Raw genomic sequence first — 14,075 nt, forward strand, 5'->3', positions numbered from 1 at the left:
AGCAAATGGCGGTCGACGGCGCACCATCAAAGCGGTTGAATTTCCGTAGGAGCAGGCACTTTTTCCAGATTTACTAGCGATTTGTGACGGGAAGTTGCGACGGCAGATTATGACGGTTTACCCTTCCCTGCCAGGCTAACACCCTCGAACAAATGCACGCGCGAGATCGTAGATGCCACCCCTAGCATCGTTCGCAGACGGCCTGTTGACACGTTCAAGAACTACTTTCGTAGATTGCGATGTGCCCGCTGCCGCGCGCGTTCTGCAAGCGCCGCCCGGCGCTCCGCCAAATCAACTGGTGCCGTCATGCCTGTGTCCCTTCCTCTGATTGCCGGTTTGGTCGGATTTCCTCATATAAACAGTACCAAAGCAGGCTCAGTTGAACCATCAAAGGCACTGCGGTGCGGGGCCGCTTTGCGCCGCGATGACGCGCCGTTACGGGGCGGGCGCAGGCGGAAGCGGTTACGTTCCGGGCAGTCAGACGGGCGGTTGACCGGGCTCTCGCATTGCAAAATCAAAAGCTGTTTTGCAAAGCAGAAAAAACACAGAAATATCGGGCAACGCGCGCCCGCATAGCGGGGCTCCCCGGTAGGGTTCCTAAGGGGTCTGCGTTATCCCCTCACTCGCTAAGCCCAAAACCATTTTGCGACGCGCGCTGGTCAGCTTTGCGGACTTCACCGCTTTCCACAAAGATCGTGAAAGTAGAAAAACGACTGAAAATCTAGGCAGTTAATCAAGTCAATCTGGTTTGATATTCTAGACTGTTACGTTATTGTTCTTGGGAGTTCTTCGTACACGAGAGAGTACTTGGCCTTGCCAGTTTTGATTGGAATTCTTGGACAGGCCTTGATCCAAGCAGTGACGAAGCCTTGGCCTTGGCTCACCTTGCTCGGCTTCCTTGCAGTATCCAAGTTTGATCTGGGCGTTTTCGCTGAGGAGGCCAGATCGACTGTTTGGGAGCTGTGGCCATTCGTTGTTCTCGTTATCTTACTTTGGTTTGCGTTACTCTTTTTTCGATCATACTTGGAACTTTCGAACGGCAAGAAGAAGTGATGAAGCTGGGGCGTCGAGAAGAAAGGCTCGTGCATCGCACCTTCGTGCTGATAGTCGTGGCGGCCGTCATGGGCATTGGGGTCGTGGTGATCAAAGAGAACACCGAGATACAAAAACTCATCGAGCCGTCTATCGCTCGCGATCTATTGCTTCTGATCGCGCCCCTCGCGGGCTTGGCCATGACCGGTTACTCACTGGCTAGTAAAACGCTTTCCTCAGGTGGCTTTCTGAGTGAGTTCTTTGCCCTCGTCGGATCTTACTCCATCTTCATTGCAGTAGCGTTGCCTTCATTCACAAAACGCGAATTGGCATCAGGCGAGGTCTGCAGTTTTTGGCAGCTTTTTTGCAAAGAGACACTTTTGGTAAGAGATCATCGGATAACATTGGTGTTCTCGGTCGTCGCCGTAGTCCTCGTTGCTGTATCCTTGTTAAAAGCAGGCATTTTCCGTGTACCCGACAAGGATTAATACCAATAGTTGAATAGTTGCCAAAGGCACAAACTTGAACAAAACGGTATGGCGACTTGGCCAATATCATTTGGCCCGCCAGAGTACACGCCCACTCTTTAACACCTAACCTCCGGTCGCCCGCCGCGATGCCCCGCAGCGCGCGCAGGGGGCGTCTGCGGGCGGCATCTAGGCTTGGCTGGCAGGGGTGGGTAGCCGACCGGGGCTGGACCGGCCTGTCCGCGCGGACGGTAAGGCGCCGGCGGGGATATGCGACGGGGCGGGCAATAATGCCCGCCCCGCCAGTGCCTCGACCGTCACTGAGCCGGGCGAGGCGTCGACCCCCGGTCAACGACACCGGGCCGACCGTCGGCGCCCCCCCATCACAAAAGGCACCGACCTGTACTTTTGGGACGGGCGGCCTCGCCAGAAATCCGCCCACCCCTTCCCGCCCCGGATGCTCCGCAGACGCGAATGCTGTCAGGGTTGCAGCGCGTCGTCGTGGGCGAGAACCCAACGTGGGTCGGCATCCGCGCGGCGCAGGACCGACAGTCCGGCCCGCTCGGCCTCGCGGAACAGGAGTTCCTCGCCGCGCTCCAACGCTTCAAGTTCGTCCTCGGCCTTGGCGATCAACGTCGGGCGTTCGGCCTCGGAAGGGAAAGACCGCCCCTCGTAAACCTGCCCTATTTCGTCGAGCAGGGCATCGCGGAGAACCGCCGGGGCGAGAAACGCCAGCATCGAAAGCGTCATGGGCTGATTACTCCGGATGCGCAGGTTCGGCGCCTGTCCTTCGCCGGGTCGCGTCAGCGGCCCGATTACCGACCGCATGGCCGGTTTGACCTCGGACGACAGGCGGGCGATTTCCGCGTCGACGGCGGCAACGGCACGATCACGGTCAACCGGCAATGCGCTAAGCTGCGCGATGCGATCCTTGCATTCAAGGACGGCGACAAGGTGCTGGTCAAGCGCTCCATGCATTTCCGCAACGGCCTCGGCCTGACGGGCGAGAAGTTTAGACATTGGTTTTGTCATTGGCTTACCCCCGCCGCTGCTCGCACTTTCGAAAGTCTCTCTTGCTCAACCTCGTGCATGCGTTCGACCGGATCGGGCGCGCGGTGCCGATGCTCCGTCGGCAAATCGAGGCCGAGCTGCACGGCAAACGCACGGCAGGCGTTTAGCAACTGGCCCGCCACAGCCCACGCCTCCTGCGCGTCGGCGAGTTCGTCGGTCTGGCGTTCAAGGTCGTTTTCGAGACCGGTAATTCGTTCGCGAAGCCCCTCCGCTTGTGCCTCGGCGGCCGCCGGGTCGACCTTCGGCGAACCATCTGGGTTCTTGACGTTCTGGCAAAGAAGGGTCCGCCTGCTGAGTGATGCCGCAGCCTCGCCCTCGATTTCCGCCAACGCCTTTTGTTCGGCAAAAAGTTCGCGGGCCGTCGCGTTTCGGGCGTCGCCCGCCCGCCGGGCGGCGGCGAGGCGCGCGTCGGCGATGGCTTCCAGATGGCGCAACCGGCTCGCGGCGTCCATTTTGTGTGTCGGTTTGGTGGTCATGTTGCCTCCTGCTCGATTGGGTCAACATTACCAGCGCCGTCATCCGGGGTCGCGTCGAACAGTTGCGGCGCGGACGCGGCCTGCGCCGCGATCCGCGCGTCGTCGCCGGCGATCAGATCAGCGATTTGTCGAGTGCCAGGTATCGACCAGCGGCCCTGATTATCGCCCCGGATCAGGCGCCAGAGGGATGCGGCGGGCTCGGCTGCCGGCGCCGTATCATGCCGTGCGAAGTGGCGACGACGGAACTCATCGACGTCGCCCCTGATCAACGTCGCAGCCCGGAACGGAGCCAGATGCAAGAGGACCGGCCGCCGGGCGAGCGACCGCAGGATCGCGTCGCGATGCGCCAGTGCCGCCGCCACAGACGGCGCGACGCCGCCGACCGAGGAGAGGCCAAGGTCCCGGACCAGATCGCCGAGGCTACCGCTCTGGACGGTTGCGAGGCCCGTTCGTGCCATTTCTGCGACCGCCGGATCGGCGTCGCCTGTTGCCCGCTCGAAGATCTTCGAAAGCGCCGCAAGCCGGGCCGCAAGTGTCTGCGTCCGGCTCATGCCACCCTCACTTCTCTGCTAGAGGAGACGTCGTCGCTGAACGTGGCGGTCGGGGGCGCCACAAGCGCCCCCGATCCGTCGCCCTCAAATGCGCCGGCCATTGCGTCGAACGTCACTTCGGAAAGGCGATTAAACGTACCTGTACAGTCGAGCGACCGGCGCGCCCAAGGGCGCCGGTCGCCGTCCAACTTAACTCGTAAGTGTGAAGCTCCCGGGCACCACCCTAGATTATACTTACTATGGTGGCCTCGCAGCGTGGCCAAAAATCGCGGGTATTTTTGGCCTAAGCTCGCGGCCAAAAATCGGAGGTATTTTTGGCCGCTATAGGGTGTCCAAAAATCAACCATGATGGACCCCCACATAGACGTTCGACATGCGGCCCTTCCCCCTGCCTTCCCCCCGGTGCCGGGCATTAAACGCGGCCTCCTCATCGTCGGTAGCGCGGCGCAGGACGCCGGCCTCGATCATCGCTTTGATCGCGTTCTTGACTGTGGTCGGCGACGCGATGCCGGTCGCCGCGCATATGTCCTTTACGGATCGAAAGCACATCAACCGCTCGTCAAACCACTCAGACAAATGAGCCATAACCCTCGCCCTAGGATCGGCGCCGGCCCGCAAGATAGAGCCCGTTAGCCACTCGTGCTGCGGTGATGGCCTGCGCCGGCGCGTTGCGATGATCTTGCTGGGGCCGGGCGTCATAGCCGGCCCCAGCCATAGGGCGACCCTAACAGCTTCGCATTGGTTTCTGGGGGGCTCCAATCAATCAGCGTCGTTGCCCACCGGGCGGTATGCTGATAGAACATTTCTGTCTCGTTTTGATATGGCCGCGTCCCGGTTTCCGCCCGGGCGCGGCCGCTTCATTTGATGGCCCCGGCGTCGAGCCGGGGCCTCCGCCATTCACGACCGCGCGGACACAGGCGGACGCGGACATGCCGAGCGCGGCGCCTCCGGACGCTTGGGCGACGGGTGCAACTGGCGCACCGGCTCATCCGGCGCGCGAGCGGCCAGCGGATCGAAGATTGCGATCCGACCGGCGCGGACCAGATCGCGCAAGACGACGGAGACCTCGCCCTCAGTGCAAGCCAGACGCCGCGCAATCACAGATGCGATGCTCGGGAGGGCCGTGCTTGTTTCCGGTCCGTCAACTTGCTGCCCGGCGCTCATGATCGAGCCCCCGGGCGCTTCGATCCTTCAAGAATGAAGTGCTCGACCTCACTCCGCAGGAAAAAGCGGCGCCTGCCAATGTGGCGAGGCGTCGGAAATCCGGCGGGAGGGTTTTTCAGAAGCCGCGCGAGCGTATCTTCACTTACCCCGCCGAGAAGCTCGCGGGTCTGTGTTCCGTCCAGTAGCGTGAGCTGATCGCCCATATCGCCCTCCTTTGCCCCGAAATTTCGGGGGTTGATTGGTGCCCGCGCCGATCCCGGTTCGGGCCGTTTGCCCGGTCAACGACCGGACGCGACAATCTCCAATCAATCAAAGGAGCGGGCGACTAAGCGATCCCGCGAGGCCAGTTCCTCGGCGACGCGGTTAGGCGTCGCTATGCAAAGCTAAGGTGATTTGCTGCATAGGCTCAAGCGGATATTTGCGGCGTGACACCCGCCTTTTCGGATGGGCTGTCTATCCGACATGGGCGTCGTCATCGCCGTCTCCGTTAGAAACGCAAAACGCCCTTCCGAGCGATCCAGCGGGCGTCTATGGCGTAACCTATTGTCGCTGCTAGGAAAGGAGGCGCCTCTAAGCGGCTGCGAATACCCCGAACAGTATGGGGGGGTAAAGGATTGCAGCGCCCCGGGCCTACCACATTTCCGGTCCGGGGAGACGGAAACGGATTCGTAACCTGTGTGTTTCTTTCCGGAAAAAAACTGACGCGAAAGGCGTGCAGCTTAACTCGGTCAACATAGGGCGCGTCTGCCCCGGCATCGACCGCGCCGAAAATATCAACGCGCCAGAACGAGTTCCGCCTTCAACCCACCCAAACGCTCGCTGTCGCGCAGGCGCAGCGTGCCACCGTGGCTGCGGGCGATGTCCGCGGTTATGGCGAGACCGAGACCGACGCCGCCGCCACGGTCCTGGTTGCGCGAATCGTCAAGCCGCGTGAAGGGCCGTAACGCCTCGTCCCGCCGGTCGCGGTCGATACCCGGTCCGTCATCCTCGACGGTGATCCGGATCGAACGATCGAGGACTTCCAGCGACACCTCGGCGCGCGTACCGTATCGAACGGCATTGCCGATAAGGTTTTCCAGTGCCCGGCGCACAGCATCAGTCCGCAGCGGTGCCTCGCCCGCCCCTTTGACCGCGTGCAGCGTCACGGCCTGACCTGCCCGGCGCGCATCCTCTACCACGGTCCGTACGAACGGGACCGGGTCAGTCTTGACCGGGTCTTCCTCAAGTGCGTCCCCGCGCACAAATGCCAGAAAGGCATCGAGAAGCCGCTCCATGTCGCTGATATCACGTTTCATCGCCTCGACCTCGGGGTCCGGCGACATAAGCGAGAGGCTGAGTTTCAGCCGGGTCAAAGGCGTTCTGAGATCGTGGCTGACCCCCGAAAGCAGGAGCGTGCGTTGCTCGATCTGGCGTTCGATCCTCGCCCGCATGTCAAGAAAGGCGTTTCCCGCCGAGCGCACCTCGATCGCACCCGTCGGACGATACGGCAGGACCCTCCCCTTACCGAAGGCTTCAGCGGCGCGGGCCAGTCGCCGGATCGGGCGGAGCTGATTGCGCAGGAACAGAACGGCGATGAGCGTCATCAGAAGACCCGTGACGGCCATAAGCACGAGCAACTGATGCGGATTGCTGGCGGAAACCCGACGCCGGTCAAAGGTGATTTCAAAGGCACCGTGCGGCCCATCCATCACCAGCCGAACCACGCGCAGATTGGTCAGATCAACTGCGCGCACCGTATCGAACGCGTCGCGCAAGGTTGCGATAACGACCCGGCCGGAAAAATCGTAGAAAAGTCGACTGTCTGCGGCAGGCGCATCCGCACGGGCGGGCAGTTCCACATTCATCGACAGCGCGGCACCGAACAGCGCAACCTCTTCCGCAGCCGCATTTGGATCGACCGCGCTGGCCAGGCGATTGTCCAGAAACGCGATTTCGTTGACCACATTGCGGGTCATCTGCCGCGTCACGCCTTCGAAATGCCGCTGAATGAAGGCAACTGAAACTACAGCCTGAATCATCACGATCGGAAGAATAAGGATAAGCGCAGCGCGGCCGTAAAGCCCACGCGGCAAAAAACGCTTTGTCCAGTGACCGATCATGGACAGACCCTATAGCGTTTCGGACCCACATTGAATCAGAATTCGATCCTTTTCCGTTCGAATTCTGATACTTGATATATCAGCACAATCCGGCCCGCTGCGGCGGAGCCACGCAGGGAGCAAACGGCAGGATGATGCCCGAAAAGAATACCGCCATACGATACGGCATCGCCGAGCAACTCGAACCGGGCTTGCGGCGGGTGATCGCCCCCAACCCGTCCCCGATGACGTTGCACGGGACAAACAGTTACATTCTCGGCGAAGGGCGGGTCGCCATCATTGACCCCGGACCCGCAGATCTTGCGCATTTCACCGCCCTTCTTGCCGCCCTCGCGCCGGGAGAAAAGGTAACCCACATCCTCGTTACCCACGCACATCTCGATCATTCGCCGCTGGCGCGGCCTCTGGCGGAGGCGACCGGGGCACCGGTCCTTGCTTTCGGCGACGCCCGCTCCGGGCGCTCAGCCCTCATGGAGAAACTGGCCGAAACCGGCGGGCTGGAGGGTGGCGAAGGTGTGGATGCCGGTTTTTCCCCGGATGAAGAGGTGTCAGACGACAGCACGATTTCGGGACCCGACTGGGCAATCAAGACGTGGCACACCCCGGGGCATTTTGGCAATCACCTCTGCTTTCAATGGGGCGAGGCGTTTTTCAGCGGTGATCAGGTGATGGGCTGGGCCTCGTCACTGGTTTCCCCTCCTGACGGGGATATGGGGGCCTATATGGCATCGCTAGACAGATTGTCGGCGCTGAGACCGCAACGAATGTATTCGGGTCACGGCGCCCCGATTCCGGATGCTCTGGCACGGATCGCCGAACTTTCCACCCATCGGCGCGAGCGCGAGACCACAATACGAAACGCGCTTTCCGAAGGCCCGGCGAATGCCATAACCCTCGCCCACAAGATCTACACCGATACACCGGCCGGGCTTTTGCGGGCGGCAGCGCGCAATGTCTTTGCCCATCTCATTGACCTGACAGAAAGAAATCTTGTCGAGCCTTGTGGCGCACTTTCCTTCGGCACCTCTTTCAGCGCTCGGTAGCCGCGTATGAATTTTGTGTCAAAAGCCACTGGACGCCCCTGACAACGCTTGCTATATCGCGCCCCGTGTTCCGGCGTAGCTCAGCGGTAGAGCAGTTGACTGTTAATCAATTGGTCGTAGGTTCGATCCCTACCGCCGGAGCCAAATCTCCCGAATGAGTTGAATTACGCGGCCATTCTTGTGCCAAGCAATCATCGCATCCGTCGTTCGGGCTAACGATGACCCGATACCGATTATACTGGTCGATTGCGCGCGGGCGTGACACTTTGCGGACATGTGATCGTCGGCTTCAGTGCAGCCGGAACTCCCCCACGACGTTACGCCATTCACCGGGCGCGATCAGCTTGCGGTGACAGAAGCGTACCGAATGCAGCGGGCCCTCGATCTTGTCCTGCCAGAACTCGATGAACCCGAAAAGCTCCGGGTAATCCGGAGCAAGGTCGTATTCCTGCCAGATGAAGCTGTTCAAGACGTGCCGGTAATCCGGCATCCGGTAGTAAAGTTCAGCCGTCGTGAGCCCGTAGCCCTTCAGCATAAGCTCCGTCTCGGCCCCGGGGTGATCTGCCCGCATGTTGGCCTCCGTCAGTGCCTGATGCATTCATGCTACATGAGTCGCGGTTAACGACAATGAAAACAATGTGTTATGTTTGTGTTACCGCATCCCTGCGAAACCCGTTTTCCTGCCATTGCACCCAACGGATGGCATGGGGTATAGTCGCGCGCAACAATATCTAGCCCCTGCGCGGGCGCAATAAACAAAGGGCGAGCATCCGTGACCGACACCCCGGAAACCCCCGAAAACGCTGAGGAAAAGCCGCAGCGCCCCGCCTATGCCGGCCCCTCGGTCGATATCGCCGAGGAAATGAAGACCGCCTATCTCGACTACGCGATGAGCGTGATCGTCAGCCGGGCGATTCCGGACCTGCGCGACGGGCTGAAACCGGTGCACCGGCGCATCCTCTATGCGATGCACGAGACCGGCAACAGCCACGACAAGCCCTACCGCAAATCCGCCCGCCCCGTGGGCGACGTGATGGGTAAGTACCACCCGCATGGCGACGCCGCGATCTATGACGCGCTCGTCCGGATGGCGCAGGATTTCTCCATGTCGCTGCCGCTTCTCGACGGACAGGGCAACTTCGGCTCGATGGACGGCGATAACGCCGCAGCCATGCGCTACACCGAAGTGCGGATGGATAAGCCTGCGGCCTCCCTTCTTGCCGATATCGAGAAGGAAACCGTTGATTTCCAGGACAACTACGACGGCAAGGACAAGGAACCGACCGTCCTTCCCGCCCGCTTCCCTAACATGCTGGTCAATGGTGCGGGCGGTATTGCCGTCGGCATGGCCACCAACATCCCGCCACACAATCTGGGCGAGGTGATCGACGGCACGCTCGCGCTGATCGAGGACCCGGATCTGTCCATGGAAGCGTTGATGGAGATCATCCCCGCGCCGGATTTCCCGACGGGCGGCATCATCCTTGGCCGCTCAGGCGCGCGGAAGGCCTATCTGGAAGGGCGCGGCTCGGTGATCATCCGCGCCAAGACCCGGGTCGAAGAGATCAGGAAAGACCGCTACGCCATTGTTCTGGATGAGATTCCCTATCAGGTGAACAAAGCCTCGATGATCGAAAAGATCGCCGAGATGGTGCGTGACAAAAAGATCGAGGGCATCGCCCATGTGCAGGACGAAAGCGACCGGGTCGGCGTTCGTGTCGTCATCGAACTGAAGCGCGATTCCACACCGGAAGTGGTGCTGAACCAACTCTTCCGCTTCACGCCGATGCAGACCTCTTTCGGGTGCAACATGCTGGCGCTGAACGGCGGTCGGCCCGAGACACTGAGCTTGCGCGATTTCCTCACCCATTTCATCAGCTTCCGCGAGGAAGTTGTGGCTCGCCGCACAGCCTATGAACTCCGCAAGGCACGCGAGCGCAGCCATATCCTCTGCGGCCTTGCCGTCGCTGTGTCGAACGTGGACGAGGTCGTCGCCACGATCCGCTCTTCCGCCGATCCGGCAGAGGCGCGCGAGAAACTCATGACCCGCCGCTGGCCTGCCCATGACATCGTCGAATACATCCGTCTGATCGACGATCCGACCCACAAGATCAACGATGACGGCACCTATAACCTGAGCGAGATTCAGGCCCGCGCCATCCTAGACCTGCGCCTTCAGCGCCTGACTGCGATGGGCGTCAAGGAAGTCACCGACGAACTTCAGGAACTTGCAGCAAAGATCCGGGATTACCTGGATATTCTGGGGTCGCGCGAGCGGATCATGGCGATCATTTCGGACGAACTGCGTGAGGTGAAAGACCAGTTCGCCGTCCCCCGCCGGACCGAGATCGTCGACTGGGCCGGCGACATGGACGACGAGGACCTGATCGAGCGTGAGGACATGGTCGTCACGATCACCTCTGGCGGCTATATCAAGCGGACCCCCCTCGCAGATTTCCGGGCGCAGCGCCGGGGCGGCAAGGGTCTTTCGGGCATGGCCACGAAAGAGGATGATGTCGTCACGACCCTTTTCGTCGCCAACACCCATACCCAGCTCCTGTTCTTCACCACCGACGGCATGGTCTACAAGCTGAAGACCTGGCGCCTGCCTCTCGGCGGCCGGACGGCGAAGGGTAAGGCCATCGTCAACATCCTGCCGATCCCGACAGGTGTTTCGATTGCCGCGATCATGCCCGTGGACGTGCCCGAGGAGGAATGGGAGAACCTTCAGATCTTCTTCGCCACATCCGAGGGCGACGTGCGCCGCAATGCGCTGTCCGATTTCACCAATGTGAAGTCGAACGGCAAGATTGCGATGAAACTGCCCGAAGGCGTCTCTCTTGTGAATGCGCGCATCTGCGATGAGAATGACGACGTGATGCTGGTCACGGCGCTCGGCCGCGCCATCCGCTTTCCGACGACCGAGGTGCGCGTCTTCAAGGGCCGCGATTCGACTGGCGTGCGTGGCATTAGGCTGGCCGCGAAAGACAGGGTCGTGTCGATGTCGATTATCCGCCATTTTGAGGCCGATCCGGCTGAGCGTGCCGCATACCTAAAACAGCGCCGCCTGATGGCGGGCGTGACCGAGGAAGAAGCGGTGGATGAGGATGACGAAGCCGTCGCCGAAGGCCAGCTCTCCCAGGAACGCTATGCCGAGATGTCGGCGGCTGAGGATCTGATCCTGACCATCACCGCCAAGGGTGCAGGCAAGATCTCCTCCAGCCATGACTACCCGGTTCGCGGACGCGGCGGTCAGGGCGTGATGGCGATGGACAAGGCAATGCGCGGCGGCACGCTTGTCGCCTCCTTCCCGGTCGAGGGCGACGACCAGATCATGCTTGCGACCTCGACCGGTCAATCGATCCGCTGCCCTGTCGACGGGATCAGCTTCCGTTCCCGGTCGGCCGGAGGCGTGAGGGTATTCGATACCGCGAAAGGCGAAGAGGTCGTCTCGGTCGCCCGCATCGCCGATCAGGGCGAAGAAGAAGCAGAATAACGTTGCCGCAAATCAACGGTCGGGGTCGGAAATCTGCTGGTTTCCGCCCTTTTCGCATTAATGAATTGTTAGTGAAATTGGATCAGGCTCAAACTACGACCGGGGACCATCTGGGGAAAAGTGGTGTGCTGACCGTCACGGCCGTTCTGCGGCCGAATGGAGGACACGGATATGAGCTTGTCGGACTTTGCCGCACCACCACGGCATGCCGCCCTGAACGAAGCGGGCCTTGTTGCAACTCTCCTGCACTGGCTGAACGGAACCGATGAGGGCACGAACGCATCTGCGCCCAATGTCAATGAGCGCAAAGAATTGCACGCCGCCCGCGAAAAGGGCTACCTGCACGACATTGGCATCTGACTTCAGCAGCGAAGCCGCGCCTCAACGCCGGGGCTTTTCAAACACCGCTCCATGACCTAAGTCGCCAGTCATGCGCGAGACACTTCACATCGTCGGCGGCGGGATGGCCGGGTCCGAAGCTGCCTGGCAGGCCGCCCGGTCGGGCGTTCCGGTCGTCATCCATGAAATGCGGCCCAAGGTGGGGACGTTCGCCCACCGCACCGGCAATCTGGCCGAGATGGTGTGCTCGAACTCCTTCCGCTCGGATGATGACGAACGTAATGCCGTAGGCCTTCTCCATTGGGAAATGCGCGCCGCGGGTGGTCTGATCATGGAAATGGCCGACCAACATCGCCTGCCTGCGGGTGGCGCGCTGGCCGTCGACCGCGATCCGTTTTCCGAATCCGTCACAGAACGGTTGCGCGCGCACCCTCTGATCACCGTCACGGATGAGGAAGTCACCTCTCTGCCCACCGATGGCCACTGGATCATCGCTACGGGCCCCCTCACCTCGGGCACTTTGGCCGAAGCGATCAGGTCTGAGACCGGGGCCGAGGCGCTGGCCTTCTTCGACGCCATCGCCCCGATTGTCTATGCCGAAAGCATCGACATGTCCGTGGCTTGGGCGCAGTCGCGCTATGACAAGGGCGAGACTGAAGCGGAACGGAAGGCTTATCTTAACTGCCCGATGACCAAGAATGACTACGAGGGCTTCATCGACGCGCTATTGGCCGCTGACAAGACCGAGTTCCATGAGGGCGAAACAGCGGGGTATTTCGACGGTTGCCTGCCGATCGAGGTCATGGCCGAACGCGGCCGTGAGACTTTGCGCTTTGGGCCAATGAAGCCCGTGGGCCTTACGAATGCACATAGGCCCGATGTCAAACCCTATGCCGTCGTCCAGCTTCGCCGCGACAACGCGCTGGGAACCCTTTACAATATCGTCGGCTTTCAGACAAAGATGAAGTACGGCGCCCAGACGGATGTTTTTAAACGCATTCCCGGCCTTCAGGATGCCAGCTTCGCCCGCCTCGGCGGCATCCACCGCAATACCTTCATCAACTCACCCACGCTTCTTGATGCGCAGATGCGGTTGAAATCCCGCCCCCATATCCGCTTCGCCGGCCAGATCACCGGGGTTGAGGGCTATGTCGAAAGCGCGGCCATGGGACTTCTGGCGGGACGCATGGCGGCGGCTGAAATCCTCGGGCGCGACCTGCCATCGCCAGGACCGGAAACGGCGATGGGGGCACTTATCACCCATATCACGGGCGGGGCCGAGGCAAAGACCTTCCAGCCGATGAACGTCAACTTCGGGCTTTTTCCGCCCATCGATGCAAAGGGCGGACGGCGCGGCCGCAAGGACCGCTACAAGGCCTATACCGACCGGGCGAAAACTACGTTTAATGAATGGCTTGTCGGCCAAGGCTGATGCGCACCCGCTTCGCGCCCTCACCCACCGGCCCCCTGCATCTTGGGCACGCTTATTCGGCCCTTTTTGCCCATGACATGGCGCTCCGCGCGGGCGGCGAGTTCCTTCTCAGGATCGAGGATATCGACCAGAGCCGGGCGCGTCCGGAATGGGAAGAATTGATCTATGACGATCTCAGCTGGTTGGGCCTGTCATGGGAAACACCCGTCGTGCGTCAGTCCGACCGCCTGCCCGTTTACCGCGACACTCTGACCAAACTCTGGAACAGCGACACCCTATTTGCCTGCACCTGCAACCGCCGCGACATCCTCGCTGCCACCAGCGCGCCGAACGAAGGCGAACCGGTCACCGGCCCGGATGGCATCGTCTATCCCGGAACCTGTCGAGCGCACCGGTCGGATCACGGTCGTCTCCCCATCCCCGATGACGCGGCCCTGCGGCTCGACATGGGCTACGCCGCCCGCGCCGTCAGCGACCCGCGTGCGGGCGGGAATGTCGTAACCTTTCAAGAGGCCGGACACGGCCCGAAGGGTGAAACCGGGTTCATCGACACAACAACCCGCCAATTGACCGATGACATCGGCGATGTGGTCCTTGCACGCCGCGACATGGGCACCTCCTATCACCTCTCTGTCGTCATCGATGACGCCGAACAGGGCATCACCCATGTCACACGGGGTCAGGACCTGTTCGAGGCGACGAAGATCCATGTCGTCCTGCAACGCCTGCTCGTCCTGCCGACGCCCGTCTACCACCACCACCGCCTGATCCGCGACGATCAGGGCAAACGGCTTGCCAAACGCGATGATGCCCGTGCGATCCGCACTTACCGCGACGATGGGGCGAGCCCCGAAGACATCCGCCGCCTCGTCGGGCTCAGCTGACATTCTTCCTGGAGAAATACT

The 14,075-nt window shown here is 61.2% G+C and carries 13 protein-coding genes and 1 tRNA gene; 7 read left to right on the forward strand and 7 right to left on the reverse strand.

Going from position 1 to position 14,075, the window contains the following annotated elements:
- Positions 1-1,052: 1,052 nt before the first annotated feature.
- A complete protein-coding gene (locus OEZ71_RS13485; RefSeq protein WP_263740507.1) occupies positions 1,053-1,520 on the forward strand; it encodes a hypothetical protein in 468 nt (155 codons plus the stop codon).
- A 459-nt stretch (positions 1,521-1,979) separates the two neighbouring features.
- Here the strand turns inward: OEZ71_RS13485 and OEZ71_RS13490 are convergent, their stop codons facing one another.
- The 6 genes from OEZ71_RS13490 to OEZ71_RS13515 all read right to left on the reverse strand — a co-directional run bounded on the left by OEZ71_RS13490 (position 1,980) and on the right by OEZ71_RS13515 (position 6,860).
- Complete coding sequence (locus OEZ71_RS13490) at positions 1,980-2,519, reverse strand: hypothetical protein (protein ID WP_263740508.1); 540 nt, start codon at positions 2,517-2,519, stop codon at positions 1,980-1,982.
- An 8-nt stretch (positions 2,520-2,527) separates the two neighbouring features.
- The gene (locus OEZ71_RS13495; RefSeq protein WP_263740509.1) at positions 2,528-3,046 is read right to left on the reverse strand and encodes a hypothetical protein; all 519 of its coding nucleotides are present in this window, start codon (positions 3,044-3,046) and stop codon (positions 2,528-2,530) included.
- Positions 3,043-3,597, reverse strand: coding sequence for a hypothetical protein (locus OEZ71_RS13500; RefSeq protein WP_263740510.1), 555 nt, complete (start codon positions 3,595-3,597; stop codon positions 3,043-3,045). Before OEZ71_RS13500 ends, OEZ71_RS13495 begins: the two co-directional genes overlap by 4 nt.
- Before the next feature lie 339 nt (positions 3,598-3,936).
- Positions 3,937-4,146 (reverse strand): helix-turn-helix domain-containing protein, encoded by a 210-nt coding sequence (locus tag OEZ71_RS13505; protein ID WP_263740511.1) that lies wholly within the window; start codon positions 4,144-4,146, stop codon positions 3,937-3,939.
- Between the two features lie 611 nt (positions 4,147-4,757).
- Complete coding sequence (locus OEZ71_RS13510; protein ID WP_263740512.1) at positions 4,758-4,964, reverse strand: helix-turn-helix transcriptional regulator; 207 nt, start codon at positions 4,962-4,964, stop codon at positions 4,758-4,760.
- 570 nt (positions 4,965-5,534) lie between these two features.
- Positions 5,535-6,860, reverse strand: coding sequence for an ATP-binding protein (locus tag OEZ71_RS13515; RefSeq protein WP_263740513.1), 1,326 nt, complete (start codon positions 6,858-6,860; stop codon positions 5,535-5,537).
- A 131-nt stretch (positions 6,861-6,991) separates the two neighbouring features.
- On the opposite strand from OEZ71_RS13515, the gene OEZ71_RS13520 reads away from it, so the two are divergent.
- Both OEZ71_RS13520 and OEZ71_RS13525 read left to right on the forward strand, forming a co-directional pair.
- The gene (locus OEZ71_RS13520) at positions 6,992-7,903 is read left to right on the forward strand and encodes an MBL fold metallo-hydrolase (RefSeq protein WP_263740514.1); all 912 of its coding nucleotides are present in this window, start codon (positions 6,992-6,994) and stop codon (positions 7,901-7,903) included.
- A gap of 69 nt (positions 7,904-7,972) precedes the next feature.
- Positions 7,973-8,047: transfer RNA gene (locus tag OEZ71_RS13525), tRNA-Asn, on the forward strand.
- Between the two features lie 145 nt (positions 8,048-8,192).
- On the opposite strand, the gene OEZ71_RS13530 is transcribed toward OEZ71_RS13525, so the two are convergent.
- Entirely contained in the window at positions 8,193-8,501 is a 309-nt protein-coding gene (locus tag OEZ71_RS13530) for an usg protein (RefSeq protein WP_263740515.1), read from the reverse strand.
- 174 nt (positions 8,502-8,675) lie between these two features.
- Here OEZ71_RS13530 and gyrA point away from each other — a divergent pair, with 174 nt between their 5' ends.
- From gyrA to gluQRS, 4 genes are all read left to right on the forward strand, one after another.
- Positions 8,676-11,399 carry a DNA gyrase subunit A gene (gene gyrA, locus OEZ71_RS13535; protein ID WP_263740517.1) on the forward strand — a complete coding sequence of 908 codons (2,724 nt, stop codon included), beginning with the start codon at positions 8,676-8,678 and terminating at the stop codon, positions 11,397-11,399.
- A 171-nt stretch (positions 11,400-11,570) separates the two neighbouring features.
- A complete protein-coding gene (locus tag OEZ71_RS13540; protein WP_263740518.1) occupies positions 11,571-11,759 on the forward strand; it encodes a hypothetical protein in 189 nt (62 codons plus the stop codon).
- 70 nt (positions 11,760-11,829) lie between these two features.
- Complete coding sequence (gene trmFO, locus OEZ71_RS13545; RefSeq protein ID WP_263740519.1) at positions 11,830-13,170, forward strand: methylenetetrahydrofolate--tRNA-(uracil(54)-C(5))-methyltransferase (FADH(2)-oxidizing) TrmFO; 1,341 nt, start codon at positions 11,830-11,832, stop codon at positions 13,168-13,170.
- Positions 13,170-14,054, forward strand: a complete 885-nt coding sequence (gene gluQRS, locus OEZ71_RS13550) for a tRNA glutamyl-Q(34) synthetase GluQRS (protein ID WP_263740520.1) — start codon at positions 13,170-13,172, stop codon at positions 14,052-14,054. Before trmFO ends, gluQRS begins: the two co-directional genes overlap by 1 nt.
- The last annotated feature ends 21 nt before the right edge of the window (positions 14,055-14,075 follow it).

It is taken from the genome of Albidovulum litorale (assembly GCF_025751495.1).
GTDB classification, from domain to species: Bacteria; Pseudomonadota; Alphaproteobacteria; order Rhodobacterales; family Rhodobacteraceae; genus Albidovulum; species Albidovulum litorale.